The following is a 17,623-nucleotide window of genomic DNA, read 5'->3' as shown; positions in this document are numbered from 1 at the left end:
TCAGCCGATCGCGCCCACGGCCTGTCCCGCGGCGCGAAACGCCGCCAGCACCGCGTCGAGCTGCGCTTCGCTATGCTCGGCGCACAAAGAGCAGCGCAGCAGGAAGGTGCCGGCGGGGGTCGCCGGCGGGCGCGCCATGTTGACGTAGACGCCGCCGTGCAGCAGCGCCTGCCACATCGTCACCGCCTGTTCCTGATCGTCGAGGATCACCGCGACGATCGCGCTGTCGGGTGCCTCGGTGCCGAGCTTGAAGCCCATCGCCTTGAGGCCGCCGTGGAGCTGACGCGCGTTGGCCCAAAGCTGCGCGCGCTTGTCGTGTGCGGTCATCAGCTTGCGGATAGAGGCGGCAGCGGTCGCGACTACCGACGGGGGCAGCGAGGCGGTGAAGATATAGGGGCGGCAGGCGAGGCGGATCGCCTCGAACTTCGGATGGTTCGACACGCAGAAGCCGCCGACGGTGCCGACCGATTTCGAGAAGGTGCCGACGACGAAATCGACGTCCGCCTCCAAGCCCTGATCCTCGTACACGCCGCGGCCGTTGGGGCCGTAGAAGCCCATCGAATGCGCCTCGTCGCTCAGCACCATCGCGTCGTGCTTCTTGGCGACCGCGACCATCTCGCGCAGCGGCGCGACGTCGCCGAGCATCGAATAGACGCCCTCGAGCACGACGAGCTTGCCCGCCTCCTTGGGCAGGCGGCCGAGCCGCTTGTCGAGATCCTCGACGCTGTTGTGGCGGAAGCGGACGATCTCGGCATTGCCCTGCTTGCAGCCGTCGTAGATCGAGGCGTGGCTGTCGGCATCGAGGATGACGTATTCGCCCTTGCCGACCAGCGTCGAGATCATGCCGAGATTGGCCATGTAGCCGGTCGAGAAGACGATCGCGCCGGTCATGTCGTAGAAGTCGCGCAGCGCCTGTTCGGCGTCCATATGGTCGCGGAAGGTGCCGTTGAGCATGCGGCTGCCGTTGGTGCCCGAGCCGAACTGGTCGAGCGCGGCATGGCCGGCGGCGATGACGTCGGGGTCGAACGTCATCCCCATGTAATTGTAGGTGCCGAGCAGGATCGTGTCGCGACCGGCGATCACCGCCTCGGTCGGGCTGTTCACCCGGTCCATCACGATCGCGAAGGGATCGGTGACGCCGGTGTCGATCAGCGCCTTGCGTTCGGCGATCAGGGGATCGAACTTGCTCATCAGGTCGCGCCCGGACACGTTGGCCGGCGCGACCGGGGCGGGATCGAGGTCGAGCGTTTCGGACTGCAGGCCGGTCTCGGTCATGACTCGCCCTTCAGCTTGGCGACGGCATCGGCGAGCTGGCCGATCGTCTCGATTTCCGCCTGCATGTTCATCGTGATGATGATCTCGAACTCGTCCTCGATCGCGGCGACGAAGTCCATGACGGTGAGGCTGTCCCATTCCAGATCGCCCTGGAAGGTGGTCGCCTCGGTCAGCGCGACGCCTTTCTTGTTGAAGGGTTCGATCTGGGCCTTGATCGTGTCGAGGATCTGGGTGCGGTCGGTCATCATTCTTCCTGGATGGCGGCCAAATACGGCAAGGTTGCGGCGCTATAGCAATCCGTTGGCGCGATACCATCGCGCGGTTGCGGCGAGCCCCGCCTCCGGCGAGACGGATGGCGTCCACAGATCGGCCGGCGGGCGCAGCGCGGGGCGGGCGGTCCAGTCGGGATGGGCGAGATAGTTCGCGCGATCGGCGGTGAGCTTGGCGCCCGATCCGCGCAGCATCCTGTCGAGCTTCGCGCCGAGATGGAGGACCGCCTTGGGCAGGTGCAGCGCGAGCACGCGGCGGCGACCGACCGCGCGGGCGATCGCCTGCGCCATGGCGGCGTGGGTGAGGACGTGGCCGTCGTCGACCTCGTAGAGCGCGGGCGGCAAATCGTGCGTCGCGAGCGTCAGCAGCAGGCGGGCGAGATCATCGACCGCGACCAGCGACACCTTGCCGCGCGGCGGCAGCAGCGCGAGGCCAAGCGTCGCCGCGCGGAACAGGTCGCGCATCTCCATGTCGCCGGGGCCGTAGACGCCACTCGGGCGGACGATGCTCCAGGCAAGCGGGCTGGCCCGGACCAGCGATTCGGCTTCGGCTTTCGACCAGCCGTAATTGGACAGCGCGGGTTCGCGCGCGGACAGCGAGGAGACGTGGACGAAACGGCGGACGCCGGCGGCGGTCGCGGCGGCGAGCATCGCGCGCGTGCCGTCGATATTGCCGGCGACGAAGCCGGCGCGGTCGGGCGCGTTCACCACGCCGGCGACATGGACGACCGCGTCCGCGCCGCTGGCGAGGGCGATCAGGCCGTCGGGCCGGTCGAGCGCACCGTCGATCCAGACGACGCCATCGCGTTCGGGCTGCGGCCGGCGGGTGAGCGCGCGGACGTGATGACCGGCGGCGAGCGCCTGATCGAGCAGCGCACCGCCGACGAACCCCGTCGCACCGGTGATGGCGAGAATGGTCATGTTGCCAGACCCCTAGCCGTCACCCCGGACTCGTTCCGGGGTCCACTCTGCGGCGAGGAGAACGGCAAGAGGCTCCAGCCGCACGCTCGCGGCCCGGTGGACCCCGAAACACGTCCGGGGTGACGGGGGGTATGGGGCATAGGTATCACAGCAGCGCCAGATGGTTGCGGTGGACCAGCGCGGCGCGCGGCGCGTAGCCCAAGATCGCCGCCTGATCCTCCGAACGCGTGCCGAGCAGCCGCAGCGCCTCGTCCGCCGCATATTCCGACAGGCCGCGCGCGATCGTGCCGTCCGGCCCTTCGATCGTCACCAGGTCGCCGCGGCCGAACGTCCCCTCGACCCGCGTCGCGCCAGCGGCGAGCAGGCTGCCGCCCGCCACCAGCGCGCGCGCCGCGCCCGCATCGACGTGGATGCGCCCGCGCGCGGTCAGCCCGCCCGCCAGCCACGCCTTGCGCGCCGGGGCGGCGCGTTCGGCGACGAAGAGCGTATGGCGCTGCGGTCCGGCGAGCGGATGGTCGCGCCGGCCGCTGGCGATCGCGAGATTGGCGCCGGCGCCGGTGGCGATCCGCGCCGCGGCGATCTTCGACACCATCCCGCCCGATCCCATGCCCGACGCCGATCCCGCATCGGCCATGCCGGCGACCGCGTCGATCCGCTCGACCCGCGCGATATGCTGCGCATCGGGGTTGGTGTGCGGGTTGGCGTCGTAGAGCCCGTCGACGTCCGACAGCAGCACGACGCCCTGCGCCCCCGCCGCCTGCGCAACGCGCGCGGCGAGGCGGTCGTTGTCGCCGAAGCGGATTTCCTCGGTGGCGACGCTGTCGTTCTCGTTGATCACCGGCACCACGCCGAGCCCGAGCAGCCGGCCGAGCGTGGCGGCGGCGTTGAGATAGCGGCGGCGGTCCTCGAGATCGTCGAGCGTCACCAGCATCTGCGCGGCGGTGAGGCCGTGGTCGCCGAGCAGCTCCGCCCAGGTCTGGCTGAGCGCGATCTGGCCGGTCGCCGCGGCCGCCTGCGCGTCTTCGAGGCTGGCGCGACCGCCCTTGGCGAGTCCGAGTCGCCGCGCGCCGAGCGCGATCGCGCCCGACGAGACGATCGCGACCTGCTGGCCCTCACGGGCGCGCGCGGCGATGTCGGCGACGAGCGTCGCGAGCCACGCGCGCCGCACCGCGCCGTCGGGCGCGACGAGCAACGCGGAGCCGACCTTGACGATCAGGCGCGGGCAGGTGGCGGGAGGGAAGAGGGGCATGGGTGGGGTCTTAGCGTATATTAACCTGGCAAGTCCTCCCTCGCTTCAGCGGGGGAGGGGGACCGCCCGCGTCAGCGGGTGGTGGAGGGGGCGTTTCCGCAAACGCTAAGCTCACCGTATCCGCCCCCTCCGTCACCGCTTCGCGGTGCCACAGTGCCGGGTCGGTCATGCCCCCGGCATGACCTTGAACGGCCGGGGGCCGTTCAACCCGGCACTCCCTGGCGGGGGAGGACCTGGACGGTGTTTACACCGGGGACCAGGTGATCTCGTCTTCGCCCTCGTCGTTGTCGGGGACCGCGTCGGGGCCGGGGCCGATCGCTTCGAGCAATTTGTCGAGCACCCAGTCGACGCCGGTGCCCGCCGCGCCCGACAGCGGGATCACGTCGGTGCCGCTCTCTTCCGCCAGTTCGGCGGACAGCGCCTCGATCAGCTCGTCGTCGAGCATGTCGATCTTGTTGAGCGCGACGACGTGCGGCTTGTCGACCAGCCCGCCGCCATAAGCCTCCAGCTCCTCGCGGACGATGCGGTAGCTTTCCGCGACGTCGTCGTCATTGGCGTCGACCAGATGCAGCAGCACGCGGCAGCGTTCGATATGGCCGAGGAACCGGTCGCCGATCCCGGCGCCGTCCGCCGCGCCCTCGATCAGGCCGGGGATGTCGGCGACGACGAATTCGCGGGCGTGATGGCGCACCACGCCGAGCTGGGGGCGGGTGGTGGTGAAGGCATATTCGCCGACCTTCGCCTGGGCGTTGGTCACCGCGTTGATGAAGGTCGACTTGCCGGCATTGGGCAGGCCGACGAGGCCGGCGTCGGCGAGCAGCTTGAGCCGCAGCCACACCCACGCCTCCTCATACGGCCAGCCGGTGCCGTGCTGGCGCGGCGCGCGGTTGGTCGAGGTCTTGTAGCTGGCATTGCCGCGGCCGCCGTCGCCGCCGCGCAGGAAGATCTCGCGCTGGCCGACGCGGGTGAAGTCGAGCAGCACCTCGTCCTTGTCCTCGGACAAGACCTGCGTGCCGACCGGGACCTTGATGACCAGATCGTCGCCGCCGCCGCCGGTACGGTTGCTGCCCGAGCCGCCCGAGCCGCGCGGGGCGCGGAAATGCTGCGTGTAGCGGAAGTCGATCAGCGTGTTGAGGCCGGCGACCGCTTCGAAGATGATGTCGCCGCCCTTGCCGCCGTTGCCGCCGTCGGGACCGCCATATTCGATAAATTTCTCGCGCCGGAAGCTGACGGCGCCGGGGCCGCCCGAGCCGGAGCGGACGAAGATCTTGGCCTGGTCGAGAAAATGCATGCCGCCTCTTTAGCGTCCCGGGCGGGAACGGCCACCCCCGCGGCGGCGGCGCCATCGCCGATCGGGTGCAACAAGATCATTGTGCGCGCATTTCCGCTGGCGCTAAAACCCCGCAGGTGACGATGCCGCGCGATTCCCTGACCGCCCCCGGCGCCGAAAGACTGGCGTGGCAGCGCGTCTTCAGTTCGGACGGACTGCCGGCGACGCAGGGCTATGCCTGCTGGCGCGACGCCGATATCGCCGGCCTGTCGACGCGGTTCGACACGAAGCCGCACGAGCCCTTCACCGTCTCGATGGACTGGCTCGATCTCGGCACGATCGGGATCGGGCAGGCGCGGATCACGGCGCAGGACTGGGTGCGGCGGAGCGATACGATCGCGCGCGACCAGAGCGACGATCTGGTCGTCAACGTCCGGCACCAGGGCGGCGCGCGCGGCGACATGGCGGGCCGCGACCTCGTCGCGCCGGGCGGATCGATCGTGCTGGCCGACCTCGCGCAGACGCAGGCGCATGGATCGGACGCGTCGATCAGCACCGGCTTCACGCTGCCGCGCGCGATGGCGGAGCGGATGCTGCCGGGGTCGGTGCGCAGCCTGCACGGCCATGTCATCGCACCCGAACAGGCGGCGCTGCTCGTCTCGCACCTCGCGACGTTGCGCGACACCGCCCATCATCTGCCGCTGACCAGCGGCCCGGCGCTGGCGCAGACCGTGCTCGACCTGTTCACCATCGTGCTCTCCGCCAGCCTCGGCACCGTCCCGGCGGATACCGAACTGCACGAGCGCGGCCTGTCGTTCGAACTGCGCGAGACGATCGAGCGGCAATTGGGGTCGCCCTCGCTCAACACGACGCGGCTGAGCCGTGCGCTCGGCGTGTCGCGGTCGACGCTGTACCGGCTGTTGCAGGAGGAGGGCGGGGTGCAGGCCTATATCCGCACCCGCCGTCTGGCGCGCATCGCCGAAAGCCTGCGGACGGCGGGGGACCGGCAGACGATCGCGATGCTCGCCGAGCGCTGGGGGTTCTGCGACGCCGCCTATCTCGGCCGGGCGTTCCGCGAGGTCTATGGCATCACGCCGGGCGAATATCGCGCGCAGCACACGCTGGTCTAGGCAGCGGTAACCGCCGACCGGCGTCGCGACCCCCATCGCGACACCGATCGACGGCACCGTCAGGCAGATGCCTGGAGCATCCGCCTATCCGTACATCCTCCACCCGTGGCAGCGTGCCTTGATGCGGCCGCCGCCTTCGTTCGTCCGAGCCGGCGCCGTCGGCCGTCCGACCGGCCGTGGCGTCGTGCGGGCGATCGGCCGGTCGGGCGACCTGTCGGTCGCGCGATATCGGCTGGCCGCCCCTCGTGCCGCTGTCCTACCGGGTCATCGCGCAGCGGTGCAGGGGCGGCGGCATTGACGCCGTGCCATGCGACATTGGCGATGGTTCAGCCGTCCGCCGCGAGCGGTGCGGCGAGCATCGTCGCGGCGAGCGCGCGGGCCCTGTCGCGCGGCAGGCCCAGAGTGCGCGCCATGGCCGCGCCCAAAAGCGCGTCGCCGAGCGCCATCAGCACCAGATGCAGCGTCTCGTCCTGGATCGGGCGGCTGGCGGGTTCGACGCCTGCGGCGAGCTCTTCGACCAGCGCGCGCACTGCGGACAGGATCGGATCGAGCGCGTCGCGGTTGCCGGTCAGGATCATCCAGCTCGCGAGCGCGCCGGCACCACCGCCGTCGAAGGCGTCGAACACCAGATCGACGAGCCGGCGCGGCTCGGGCTCGGCGGGCCGGTCGAGCAGCAAGGCGTCGCGGATCGTCGCGGTGATCTCCTGCGTCATCCGCGCGATCAGCGCGAGTTGCAGCCCCGCGGCCGAGCCGAAATGGTGGAGCAGATTGGCGTGGGTCCGCCCAATCCGCCCGCCGACCGCCTTCAGCGTCACCGCCTGCGGGCCGGCCTCGATCAGCAGCGCCTGCGCGGCGGCGAGCGCCGCCTCGCGGGCGTCGGCGGGGGAGAGGCGCTTGCGGAGGGTTGCGATCGACAGGTCGGGAGCCTATTTACATGAATGTCAGTACGAGGACGCGAGTCCTTTGTTGGAGGTTTCCATGGCGAAAGCAACCACGCCCGCCGATCTGGTCATCACCCCGCGCGACCGCCGCTTCGGCCGCGGCACGCGCATGGGCCGCTGGTGGCTCAACGACGATCCGATCGCGACCGCCTTCTACAATGCGCTGTCGGTGACGTTCCCCAAGGGCGAGGGCTATTTCGTCGACAGCGTGCGCAAGTTCCGCGACGGCACGCCGCCGAAGCTGACCGGCGAGATCAACGCCTTCATTAAGCAGGAGGTGATGCACACGCGCGAGCATGTCGCGTTCAACCGGCATGTCACCGATCAGGGTTACGACGTGCGGCGGCTCGACAAGGATGTCGACGACGCGCTCGCGCTGACCAAGGGGCGGCCGCCGATCGCCAGCCTTGCCGCGACCACCGCGCTCGAACATTTCACCGCGATGCTGGCGCACGAGCTGATCGCCAATCCGAAGCATCTCGCCGGCGGGGAAGAACAGCCCAAGGCGCTGTGGCTGTGGCACGCCGCCGAGGAGATCGAGCATAAGGGCGTCGCCTACGACACCTGGTTGCACGCGACCAAGGACTGGCCGCGCTTCACGCGCTGGCGGGTCAAGTCGCTGGTGATGCTGATCACCACCTGGCGGTTCTTCACCGGGCGGACGCGCGGGATGCTCGAGCTGCTGCGACAGGACGGGTTGAGCGGGCCGAAGGTGTGGGCGCGGTTGTTCTGGTATGCGTTCGGCAACCCCGGCATGGCGCGCAAGGTCGCGGGCGTCTGGGCCGCCTACTTCCTGCCCGGCTTCCATCCGTGGAAGCATGACGACCGCGTGCTGATCGGGCTGGCGGAGAGCGATTACGAAGCCGCGGTGCTGCCGCGCCCGGCGTGACGGATCGCCGCGGGCTTTAAACGCCGCGGTGAAACGCGCTAGGGTCGCGGCATGACGCGATATGGCAAGCGGTTCTGGATACTCGGTGCGGCGATGGCCGGGCTCGCCGGTTATGTCGACGCGGTCGGCTTCCTCAAATTGGGCGGGCTGTTCGTCTCGTTCATGAGCGGCAATTCGACGCGACTCGCGGTCGGGCTGGCGCTGGGGCTGCCCGTCGCCGGAGTCGCGGCGGGGCTGATCGTCGCGTTCGTCGGCGGGGTGGTGGCCGGGACGATCGTCACCGTCGCGGCGGGCGCGCGCCGCAAGCCGGCGGCGTTGATCGGCGTCACGCTGCTGCTCGCCTGCGCGGCGGCGACCGATGGCCGGGTGTCGGTCGGCGCCACCACCGCTCTGCTCGCAGCGGCGATGGGGATGGCCAACACCTTGTTCCAGCACGATGGCGAGGTCAGCGTCGGCGTCACCTATATGACCGGCGCGCTGGTCAAGTTCGCGCAGCGGCTGGCGGCGGCGATGATGGGCGGGCCGCGCTGGGCGTGGCTGCCCTATCTGTTGCTGTGGTGCGGCCTCGTCGGCGGCGCGGTGCTCGGCGCACTCGTCTATCCGCGACTCGGCACCGTCAGCATCACCGCGGCGGCCGGCGTCGCGGCATTGCTGACGGTCTATGCGGCGCTGCTCGGGCCGGCCGATCGCGCCGCGGTGAGATCCTAGGCGGCGATCGGCATCGGCTCGCATCGGTCGTCGAGGTCGATCTCGTAGCTCAGCGACGCCGCCGCCTCGCCGCGCGCCGGCGAGTGGCGCATCGCGGTCCGGCCGGTGGCGCGGAAGCCGAGCTTGCGCAGCACCGCGCCCGAGGCGGGATTGTCGGCGAAATGCCAGGCGTCGAGCCGCTGCAGCGGCAGCGCATGGCGCGCCATGTCGACCACCGCACGCCCCGCCTCGGTCGCATAGCCGCGCCCCCAGGCCGACGGCGTCAGCCAATAGCCGAGATGGGGCGCGCCCTCATGTTCCGAAATGCCGATCCCGCCGATCAAGGCCGGCGCGCCGCGATCATGCGCGACGATGAGGAATCGCGCCTCGTCGTGGCGTCGCGGCGACGCGCAGAACGCCTCGGCGTCGGCGAGGCGATAGGGGTGGGGGACGCGCAGCAGCATCCGGATGACCGCGTCATGGCCGATCGCCTGCACCAGCGCCGCGGCATCTTCCGGCCATGCCGGCCGCAACGTCAATCTCTTGGTCCTGGCGAACATTTCTCGCTCTCTCCTTGGCCGTGCCCATGCCACGCGCCTGTGACGCGGCAGGGACAAAAGGTTGGGGAGCAAGAAAAAAGGGAGCCGGGGTGACCCGTCTCCCTGATTTGGCTGGCACCGCCTGGGCGGTACGACCGGGTCACCCTGGTGGGCAACCCGGCAGGTTACCCGATGTTATTCGGCGGCTTCCGCCATAATCTGCACCGAGCAGAATTTACGGCCGAGCTTGCCCTCGTGGAACGCCACGCGGCCGTCGACGAGCGCGAAAAGGGTGTGATCCTTGCCGATGCCGACGTTGGCGCCTGGATAGAATTTGGTGCCGCGCTGACGCACGAGGATGTTGCCGGCGATCGCTTCCTGACCACCGAACTTCTTCACGCCGAGGCGACGACCGGCCGAATCGCGACCGTTGCGCGACGAACCGCCTGCTTTCTTATGTGCCATGCTGCTCTACTCCTGTTCGCGCTTGTGGCTCAGCCGACCGAGACGATCTTGAGGATCGTGTGGTTCTGGCGATGGCCATTCTTGCGGCGATAATTGTGACGGCGGCGCTTCTTGAAGACGATGACCTTCTCGCCCTTCGCCTGTGCGACGATCTCTGCAGCGACGGTCAGGCCCTCGACGCTCTTCAGCTCCGAGCCTTCGCCCGCGAGCAGGACGTCACCCAGCGTGATCGATGCGCCGGCTTCGCCGTCCAGCTTCTCGACGACGATTTTGTCTCCAGCGGCGACGCGATACTGCTTGCCGCCCGTGCGCACGACTGCGAACATGGCTTAGTCACTTCCCAAAAAACATATGCCCGCTCGGGTAGGCCCGGCGGGATGAGCGGTCGCAGCTAAGGAAATCGCGCCGCGCTGTCAACCACCCGGTACCGCGATTCTACGGTCGGGGAGCGATTCCGTTCGACTTAATGGCGATGTTCGCGACGCAGGGCGTAGCGGCCGTCGGCGAAACCGGTGAACAGGCCGGAGATCGCCGGATGATCGATCGGCTCGTCGCTTTCGTCGGCCACCAGATTCTGCTGGCTGACATAAGCGATGTAGCTCGATTCCATATTCTCGGCGAGCAGATGGTAGAACGGCTGCTCCTTGGTGGGGCGCACGCTCTCGGGAATCGCCTCATACCATTCGTCGGTATTGGAAAAGACCGGGTCGACGTCGAAGATCACGCCGCGGAAGTCGAACAGGCGGTGGCGGACCACGTCGCCGATCGAGAAGCGGGCATGGGCGATCGCGGGGACATCGATGTCGCCGAAGGGCAGCACACCGGTAGGATCGTGACGAGGCATGCGCGCAATCTAGGGGTCTTTCTGCGCCGCACAAGCGGAAGGGTGCTTGCCAGCGTAAAACGAACCCGTTAGAGGCGCGCCCTCGACCGACCGATCAGGCCTTCGCGCCTCGAAACGTCTTCTGCGGAGAGGTGGCAGAGTGGTCGATTGTACCGCACTCGAAATGCGGCGTGCCTTTGCGGGCACCGAGGGTTCGAATCCCTCCCTCTCCGCCACTTACTTGCTCCTTACAGTCTGAATTGGCCCGTCCCCCGGGTCGCGACGTATCGGTTGCCTGCGGTGGCCGTGGACAAAACGGGTACAAATGGTTAACGGCCGCGGATGGCGGCATCCTTGTTTCTCCTTCTGGCGGTGGTGTTGGCGTTTGCCGGGGGGAGCGGGCCGTGGATCATGATCGGGACGATCGTGCTGGCGGCGGCGGCGGGGACGCGGTTGCCCGATCTCGACACGCCGTTGCGGCTGCGGCATCGCAGCGCGCTGACGCACGGTATCCTGCCGCTCGCGGTCGCGCTGCTCGATCAGCGGACGTGGCCGGTCGCGGCGGGGCTGGGGTTCGGGATCGGCTTTCATCTCGCGGCGGATCTGTTTCCGAGCACGATGCGGGGTTATGCGACGATCAAGCTGCCGTTGTGGGGCTCGATCGGCGTGGTCCCGTCCTATCTGTGGATCGTGGTCAACACCGCCGCCAATCTGATCGGCGGGATCATCATGCTGGAGCGGATCGCGACGCATCGGGTGGTCGTGGGCGCGCTGGCGGCGACCGGCGTGCTCGGCGCGGCGTATCTCCTGCGGGCGCAGGGCGGGTGGCCGGCACTCGCGATCCTGGCGCTGCTCGGCTGGCTGATGACGCGATAGCGCCGCCGCCCTGCGGCGCGGTCAGCGCAGGCGGGCGTGGTTGCGGTGCGCGGTGCGGATCAGGTTGCTGAAGATCAGGCGGACGAGATCGACCTGCCGGTTGCTGCCGGTCTTGACGAACACCTGCTTGAGATAGCCGCGCGCGGTGCTGACCTTGACGTGGAGCGACTGCGCCGCCGCCGCCAGCGTCTGGCCCGAGGCGAGCAGGCAGGCGAGTTCGGTCTCGACCCGCGACAGGCGAAACAGTTTGCAGACCGGCTCGGCGAGCTGATGGATGTCGAGCCCGGGATCGACGAAGAACAGGAGCGCGCCGCCTTCGTCGGGCGTTTCCGTCGAGCGCGGTGCGCAGACGAACGACGTCACCAGCGGCGGGCCGTGATCGCGGTGCAGCATCAGCAGCGACATCGGCTCGAGCGCCGCGGTCGATCCCGAATGCGCCAGCACATGGCCGACCGCGGTGGAGAAGGCGCCGGCGTCGCCGCGATGCGTCGCCTGCACCTGGCCGCGGTGTTCGCGGATGCCGTCCTGCCGGTCCATCAGCACCCGCGCGGCATCGTTGGCGAAGACGATCTGCCCGTCGCCGGACAGCAGCACGATGCCGATCGCGATGAGGTTCAGCCCGGCGCTGACCCCCTCCGCGACGCGCCGCTCCAGCCGGGTCGATTGCCACAGGCGGAGATAGGCGGAGACGCTGGGCCATTCGCGCAGGCACGCGCGCTCGATCTCCGCGCGGCGGCCCTCGTCGACGTCGGCGAAGATCACATTGACGAAGATGGCGGCGTGGCCCGGCGTGTGCGGGACCGGGATCACCAGCGCGGCGGCGTCGTGCGGCGGCGCGAGCCGCTCACACCAGACCGGCGCCGGCGGCCTGTGCCCCGGCGCGCAGTCGATCTGGTCGGCGATGCGCAGCAAGGGCGCCGCGAAGGTGTCGCCGAGGCCGGCGGCGGCGAGGCAGCTCGGCATCCCCTGGCGCGGCGAGCCGGTCAGGGCCCAGCCGTCGGCACCGAGCGTGCGGGCGAAATGGCCGGCGATCAGGGCGATGTCGTCTGCGGTGGAGGTCGGCTGATCGTCGGTGTCCAACGTGATGCGGGCGATACGGTCGGCAACCGGTGCCGGCCCCGCCCTTGAATATAGCGTGCCCTGCTCGTCGTATGGCCGCAACACATCGCTGCGCAGCGCGGCCGTACGAAAGAGCAAGGGCAGATCTCTGTCTGCCGCCACCGAATCACCTCTCCATGCGTCGACCCGTTCGACTCTCGCCGGGCCTGTCTTTTTTACGCCGACTCATCGGTTGATCATTGACGCGCACGATAACTCATTTTGAAACAACGACAATAGGACGAATTTACCCCCTGTTTGGGGGTAAAGGCGGCCCCCAAACGGGCGGGATGATGAGCGGCAAAGGGGGGTAATCGTGAACGCAGCATTAACCCTATGACTCGATCCGGCTCGGCCAGCAGCAGCATTGCCGGGCTTACCAGGATCGCCGGGGGTTACCGGCCAACAAGGGATGCCTGCCATGAAATCGCGCCTTCTGATCGCCGCATCACTCCCCGTCTTGGCATGGACCGCCTCGGTTCAGGCGCAGACGACCCAGCCGGGCTCCACCTATTCCACGACGACGACCAACACCGGCACCGCCGCGGGCGGCGACGCGGCCAACGGTTCGTACAATGCCGACAATTCGCGCGTCGACACCAACAGCTCGACCAACACCGATGCGTCGAACCGCTCGCTGACCTACGGTTACGCGTCGAACAAGGCGGTGACCGACAATACGACGCTCACCCACACCGATACGGACAGTTCGGTCAACGACAGCAACAACACGGCGACCAACACCGACGCATCGAACCGCTCGACGACCGATGCATCGAACCGTTCGACGACGGACGCATCGAACCGGTCGACGACCAACACCAACAATTCGATGAACGACAGCAACAACACCGCGACCAACACCGCCACCGACAATTCGAACCGCTCGACCACCAACACCGACAATTCGAACCGCTCGCAGACCTCGATGGACAGCAGCGGGGCATCGGGCGCGCAGGTCGCCGCCAACAACGGCAGCACCGCGACGGACAGCCGTAACCAGTCGGTGACCAGCACCGACAATGCCGACCGGTCGTACACCGACAATTCGGACCGCTCGACCACGACGCACACCAGCACCACCAATTCGGCGGCAAGCGGCGCGCAGGTCGCGGCCAACAACGGCGCCAGCGCATCGGACAACCGCAACCAGTCGGTCACCAACACCGACAATGCCGACCGGTCGTACACCTATAACGACAATGCCGATCGCTCGACGGTGAACACCGACAATTCGGACCGCTCGACCACCAACACGACGCGCACCTCGTCCGCTTCGGGCGCACAGGTCGCCTCGAACGGCAGCGGCTCGGCAACCGACAGCCGCGATCAATCCGACAATTCGCACACGTCCAACACGACGACCAACACCGACAATTCGGATCGCTCGACCAACACGTCGACCAGCAGCGCGTCGGGCGCACAGGTCGCCTCGAACGGCAGCGGTTCGGCGACCGACAGCCGCAACCAGTCGACCACCGACAATTCCGACCGGTCGGATCGCTCGCAGAACAGCTCGGCGACGGGCGCGCAGGTGGCCGCGAGCAACGGCAACGCCACCGACAGCCGCAACCAGTCGACCAACGACAATTCGGATCGCTCCAGCCGCAACACCGCGCGCAACGAGGGCAGCGGTTCGGTCGCGACCGGCGGCGACGCCACTTATGCCGACAGTTCGTCGCGCAGCACCGGCTATGCCACTGCGGGCACCGGCGCCGCGTCGACCTCGAACGTGTTCGGCGCGAGCGCGGTCGTCTCGTCGGCGACGCTCGCCAGCTACGTCACCGGCGTCCGTGTCGATTACAACCAGACGCCGGGCGGCGCGAGCGGCGCGGTCGACAACAGCCTGACCACCGGCGACGGCGCGTTCCAGAACCTCGCCGGACTGCAGTCGCTCAACATGAACACCGGCGCGGGTGCATCGCAGAACTCGGCGGTCAACGTCAGCGTCTCGGCCGGGTCGATCAACCTCGGTCAATAAGCCGCACGGCGGAGGGGGTGGCGGTGCCGCCCCCTCCTTTTCCATCGATCGATCGGGAGACCCAGCCATGCGTATTCTCTTCATCGGCGGCATGCTGCTGATGGTCGCGACGCCCGCCATCGCCGGCGCACAGGCGGTGCCACCGGCGCCGGCGGCGAGCCCGTTCGACGCGGCGAAGCCGGTCGACGATAGCGCGCTGCATGCGGTGACCGGCCAGTCCGACCTGTCGCAGGTGATCCGCGCCCAGAACACCGGCGTGGTCAGCGGCAACAGCGTCAACGGCCATTCCGAAACCGGGACGATCAGCTTCGATTCCAGCGCGTTCCAGAATCTCAACGGACTGTCGCTGCTGAGTGCGAACACCGGGAACAACGTGTCGATCAATTCGTCGCTGAACGTGAACGTCGCGATCAACCAATGACGCGCGTGGCGATCGGTCTGGCGCTGGCGACGATGGCGGCGGGATGCACCGGCATGCCGCTGCCCGAAGGCGGCAACGGCGTGAACTTCTCGCCGACGCTCAACTTCGCCACGCCGGTGACCAGCCTGATCGGCCGCCGGTTCGAGACGGTGGTGCGCCAGCAATATGACTTCAGCTGCGGCTCGGCGGCGCTGGCGACGCTGCTGCGCTATCATTACGACGATCCGCAGAGCGAGCAGAGCGTGTTCCTCGGCATGTTCCGCGACGGCGACCAAGCGCAGATCCGGCGGCTGGGCTTCTCGCTGCTCGACATGAAACGCTATCTGGCGGCGCGCGGCATCGCCGCGGACGGCTTCAAGGTCAGCGTCGAACAGATCGCCAAGGCGGGGATACCCGGCGTCGCGTTGATCAACTTCGACGGTTATCGCCACTTCGTCGTCGTCAAGGGGATCGACGACCAGACGCTGCTGCTCGGCGACCCCTCGCTCGGGCTGCGGCGCGAGACCATCCGCCGGTTCGCGAAACAGTGGAACGGCGTGTTCTTCGTGCTGAGCGGCCGCAACGCGATCGGCCAGTCGCATTTCAACATGGCCGCCGATCTGGTCCGCGCGCCGCACGGCCGTCCGTTCCTGACCGCCGATCCGCTGGAGAGCGCGCAACTGGCGCTGACCCGCCCGCAACTGGGAGAGTTCTGACATGCCGATCGCCTTGCTGATCGCCGCGGCGCTCGCCGGTGCCGCCGGGCCAGGCGACGATCCGCCCGCGGTGCCCGATGCGGAGCTGGCGACGATGCGCGGCGGGCTGCTGCTGCCCAACGGGCTGAACGTCGCGATCGGTATCGACATCCAGACGCGGATCGACGGCGTGCTCGCGCTCCACACCATCTATTCGAGCGAAGGGCCGAACGCCGGCGTGCGCGTCTATACCGACGGGACGACCAGCCCCAGCGCGGTGCCCGGCACCGTCACCGTCGCGACCGGCGATCCCGATTGGCCGACCGTCTCGGTCTCGCGGACGCCGACCGGCACCACGGTGACCGCGCCGGGACCGGACGCGCCGGCCAGCGTCAACATCGTCGCCGGCCCCGCGACGGGCTGGCTGGATGCCGCCGGCCAGACGCTGGTGCCGGTCACCGCCAACGGCCCGGCGGTGGCGGCGAGTTCGGGCAGCGTGCGGCTGACCAGCGACGATCGCGGGACGCAGGTCGCGCTCGTCACCCCGGCGACCGAGATCCGCCATCTCGTCGGCCAAGCGACCGGCGCGGTCATCGCGAATACCGGCAACGATCGTGCGATCGACACGGTCAGCACGATCAACGTCAATCTGGTCGGGCTGCCGGTCGCGCTGATGAACGGCGTGCTGCTGGTCAACCGGATCGCGACCGACGCCGCCGGACAGCGCTGAACCAAAACACCTAGAGGGGATCACCATCGATGCGACCGGCCGTCTGCCATGCGTTCCTTCCACTCGGCCTGATCGCGCTGCCGGCATCGGCACAACAGACGGTGTCACCCGCCGCTGCCGCCGTGCCCGCCGCCGCAGTCGACGGCACCGACGATCTGCGCCGCACTCTGGCCGGCGAACGGCAGGAGCTGGAGCGGCAACAGCGGGCGCTGGACGAACAGCGCGCGCGTATCGATCGACTCGAAGCGCGCCTGTCCGGGCGGAGCGAGCCCGATCGGCAGGTCGCGCAGACCGCGCTGCCGCCGGGCGGCGTGCCTTTGCCCGCGTCGCCGCCGCCCGCGCCGCCGCGCAGCGCATCCGCGGGACCGCAGGTGCAGACGGTCGGCGAGGCGCCGTCCGACCAGCGGCAGGTGCAGGTCGCGGTGCTCGCCGAACAGGGCGGCATCATCACCAAGGCGGGTCGCGCCACCGTCGAGGTCAATTTCGAATATGCCCGCGCCGATCGCAATCAAGTGGTGTTCCGCGGCGTGCAGATCCCGGAGGCGGTGTTGATCGGCGTGTTCGACATCAACGAAAGCCGGCAGGACGTGCTCACCGTCGGCACGGTCGGGCGGCTGGGGCTGACCAGCCGGCTTGAGATCAACGGCCGGCTGCCGTTCGTCTATCGGTCGGACAAGTCGGTGCTGGCGCCCGTCGCCAACCCGAGCCAGCCCAATGCCGGGCAGCTCGACCGGCCGGTGAGCGGCGCCGACATCGGCGATATCGACTTCGGCCTGCGTTATCAGATCACCGACGGCCGCGACGGCGCGCCCTATCTGATCGCCGGCGTCCAGGCGGTGTCACCGACCGGGACCGATCCGTTCAAGGTGCGGCGCGACGCGCTCGGCAATGCGCTGAAGGGGGCGACCGGCGCCGGATTCTGGGGCGTGACGCCGAACCTGACCGCGATCCTGCCGACCGATCCCGCCGTGCTGTTCGCGACGCTGGGCTATACCTACAATTTCGCCCGCGACATCAACCGGCAGATCGGCGCAGCCTATATCGAGCGGGTCGCGCCGGGCAATCAGCCGTCGGCCAGCGCAGGAATCGCGATCGCGCTCAACCCGCGCACGTCGATCAGCCTCGGCTATGCGCAGACCTGGGCCTTGGGCACCAAGACGCGGGTGCGCGCATTGAACCAGACGACGCAGGCGCTGGGCGAGGCGATGACCGCGGAAAGCCGCGACCTGCAGATCGGACGGCTGCTGTTCGGCGTGAGCTACCGCACCTCGCCCTCGACGACGCTCAACTGGAACGTCGAGGTCGGCGCCACCGACGATGCCGCCGATGTCCGCACGACGCTCCGCATCCCGTTCACCTTCACCGCATATTGATCCGCGGATCGG

General features: G+C 68.8%; 20 protein-coding genes and 1 tRNA gene. 10 read left to right on the top strand and 11 right to left on the bottom strand.

What is annotated here, in order from left to right; all coding sequences use genetic code 11:
* From spt to obgE, 5 genes are all read right to left on the bottom strand, one after another.
* Entirely contained in the window at window positions 1-1,275 is a 1,275-nt protein-coding gene (gene spt / locus ACLBWH_RS09015) for a serine palmitoyltransferase (protein WP_447798328.1), read from the bottom strand.
* Window positions 1,272-1,520, bottom strand: a complete 249-nt coding sequence (locus ACLBWH_RS09010) for an acyl carrier protein (protein WP_447798326.1) — start codon at window positions 1,518-1,520, stop codon at window positions 1,272-1,274. Before ACLBWH_RS09010 ends, spt begins: the two co-directional genes overlap by 4 nt.
* A gap of 42 nt (window positions 1,521-1,562) precedes the next feature.
* Window positions 1,563-2,465: an SDR family oxidoreductase gene (locus ACLBWH_RS09005; protein ID WP_447798324.1), complete on the bottom strand. Its 903-nt coding sequence runs from the start codon at window positions 2,463-2,465 to the stop codon at window positions 1,563-1,565.
* Between the two features lie 145 nt (window positions 2,466-2,610).
* A complete protein-coding gene (gene proB / locus ACLBWH_RS09000) occupies window positions 2,611-3,714 on the bottom strand; it encodes a glutamate 5-kinase (RefSeq protein WP_322850438.1) in 1,104 nt (367 codons plus the stop codon).
* Between the two features lie 244 nt (window positions 3,715-3,958).
* Entirely contained in the window at window positions 3,959-5,005 is a 1,047-nt protein-coding gene (gene obgE / locus ACLBWH_RS08995) for a GTPase ObgE (protein ID WP_447798322.1), read from the bottom strand.
* A 122-nt stretch (window positions 5,006-5,127) separates the two neighbouring features.
* On the opposite strand from obgE, the gene ACLBWH_RS08990 reads away from it, so the two are divergent.
* Complete coding sequence (locus ACLBWH_RS08990) at window positions 5,128-6,114, top strand: helix-turn-helix domain-containing protein (RefSeq protein WP_447798320.1); 987 nt, start codon at window positions 5,128-5,130, stop codon at window positions 6,112-6,114.
* A 326-nt stretch (window positions 6,115-6,440) separates the two neighbouring features.
* On the opposite strand, the gene ACLBWH_RS08985 is transcribed toward ACLBWH_RS08990, so the two are convergent.
* Window positions 6,441-7,025 carry a TetR family transcriptional regulator gene (locus ACLBWH_RS08985; protein WP_447798807.1) on the bottom strand — a complete coding sequence of 195 codons (585 nt, stop codon included), beginning with the start codon at window positions 7,023-7,025 and terminating at the stop codon, window positions 6,441-6,443.
* 67 nt (window positions 7,026-7,092) lie between these two features.
* Here ACLBWH_RS08985 and ACLBWH_RS08980 point away from each other — a divergent pair, with 67 nt between their 5' ends.
* Window positions 7,093-7,944 carry a metal-dependent hydrolase gene (locus ACLBWH_RS08980; protein ID WP_322850441.1) on the top strand — a complete coding sequence of 284 codons (852 nt, stop codon included), beginning with the start codon at window positions 7,093-7,095 and terminating at the stop codon, window positions 7,942-7,944.
* Between the two features lie 51 nt (window positions 7,945-7,995).
* Window positions 7,996-8,652, top strand: coding sequence for a YoaK family protein (locus ACLBWH_RS08975; protein ID WP_322850442.1), 657 nt, complete (start codon window positions 7,996-7,998; stop codon window positions 8,650-8,652).
* Here ACLBWH_RS08975 and ACLBWH_RS08970 read toward each other — a convergent pair.
* From ACLBWH_RS08970 to hspQ, 4 genes are all read right to left on the bottom strand, one after another.
* Window positions 8,649-9,191 carry a GNAT family N-acetyltransferase gene (locus ACLBWH_RS08970; protein ID WP_322850443.1) on the bottom strand — a complete coding sequence of 181 codons (543 nt, stop codon included), beginning with the start codon at window positions 9,189-9,191 and terminating at the stop codon, window positions 8,649-8,651. The two genes, ACLBWH_RS08975 and ACLBWH_RS08970, sit on opposite strands and share 4 nt — an antisense overlap.
* A 174-nt stretch (window positions 9,192-9,365) precedes the next feature.
* Complete coding sequence (rpmA, locus tag ACLBWH_RS08965; protein WP_037534549.1) at window positions 9,366-9,635, bottom strand: 50S ribosomal protein L27; 270 nt, start codon at window positions 9,633-9,635, stop codon at window positions 9,366-9,368.
* Window positions 9,636-9,664: 29 nt separating this feature from the next.
* Window positions 9,665-9,961, bottom strand: a complete 297-nt coding sequence (gene rplU, locus ACLBWH_RS08960) for a 50S ribosomal protein L21 (RefSeq protein ID WP_017979337.1) — start codon at window positions 9,959-9,961, stop codon at window positions 9,665-9,667.
* Between the two features lie 137 nt (window positions 9,962-10,098).
* Window positions 10,099-10,479 (bottom strand): heat shock protein HspQ, encoded by a 381-nt coding sequence (gene hspQ, locus ACLBWH_RS08955; protein WP_322850444.1) that lies wholly within the window; start codon window positions 10,477-10,479, stop codon window positions 10,099-10,101.
* Window positions 10,480-10,604: 125 nt separating this feature from the next.
* On the opposite strand from hspQ, the gene ACLBWH_RS08950 reads away from it, so the two are divergent.
* Window positions 10,605-10,694: transfer RNA gene (locus ACLBWH_RS08950), tRNA-Ser, on the top strand.
* Window positions 10,695-10,869: 175 nt separating this feature from the next.
* Window positions 10,870-11,334 carry a hypothetical protein gene (locus tag ACLBWH_RS08945; protein WP_447798317.1) on the top strand — a complete coding sequence of 155 codons (465 nt, stop codon included), beginning with the start codon at window positions 10,870-10,872 and terminating at the stop codon, window positions 11,332-11,334.
* 21 nt (window positions 11,335-11,355) lie between these two features.
* On the opposite strand, the gene ACLBWH_RS08940 is transcribed toward ACLBWH_RS08945, so the two are convergent.
* Window positions 11,356-12,531 (bottom strand): helix-turn-helix transcriptional regulator, encoded by a 1,176-nt coding sequence (locus ACLBWH_RS08940; RefSeq protein ID WP_322850923.1) that lies wholly within the window; start codon window positions 12,529-12,531, stop codon window positions 11,356-11,358.
* A gap of 322 nt (window positions 12,532-12,853) precedes the next feature.
* Here ACLBWH_RS08940 and ACLBWH_RS08935 point away from each other — a divergent pair, with 322 nt between their 5' ends.
* The 5 genes from ACLBWH_RS08935 (at window position 12,854) to ACLBWH_RS08915 (ending at window position 17,611) form a co-directional block, all read left to right on the top strand.
* Window positions 12,854-14,413, top strand: coding sequence for a beta strand repeat-containing protein (locus ACLBWH_RS08935; protein WP_447798315.1), 1,560 nt, complete (start codon window positions 12,854-12,856; stop codon window positions 14,411-14,413).
* A gap of 67 nt (window positions 14,414-14,480) precedes the next feature.
* Window positions 14,481-14,834, top strand: a complete 354-nt coding sequence (locus ACLBWH_RS08930) for a hypothetical protein (RefSeq protein WP_447798313.1) — start codon at window positions 14,481-14,483, stop codon at window positions 14,832-14,834.
* Window positions 14,831-15,529: a C39 family peptidase gene (locus ACLBWH_RS08925; protein ID WP_447798312.1), complete on the top strand. Its 699-nt coding sequence runs from the start codon at window positions 14,831-14,833 to the stop codon at window positions 15,527-15,529. Before ACLBWH_RS08930 ends, ACLBWH_RS08925 begins: the two co-directional genes overlap by 4 nt.
* 1 nt (window position 15,530) lies before the next feature.
* Window positions 15,531-16,238, top strand: a complete 708-nt coding sequence (locus tag ACLBWH_RS08920; protein ID WP_322850919.1) for a hypothetical protein — start codon at window positions 15,531-15,533, stop codon at window positions 16,236-16,238.
* Between the two features lie 29 nt (window positions 16,239-16,267).
* Window positions 16,268-17,611, top strand: coding sequence for a hypothetical protein (locus ACLBWH_RS08915; protein WP_322850918.1), 1,344 nt, complete (start codon window positions 16,268-16,270; stop codon window positions 17,609-17,611).
* Window positions 17,612-17,623 lie beyond the last annotated feature (12 nt).

This window comes from Sphingomonas sp. M6A6_1c (assembly GCF_053345135.1).
The sequence above is the reverse complement of the archived record's forward strand: the minus strand, read 5'-3'. Positions and strand labels throughout refer to the sequence as shown.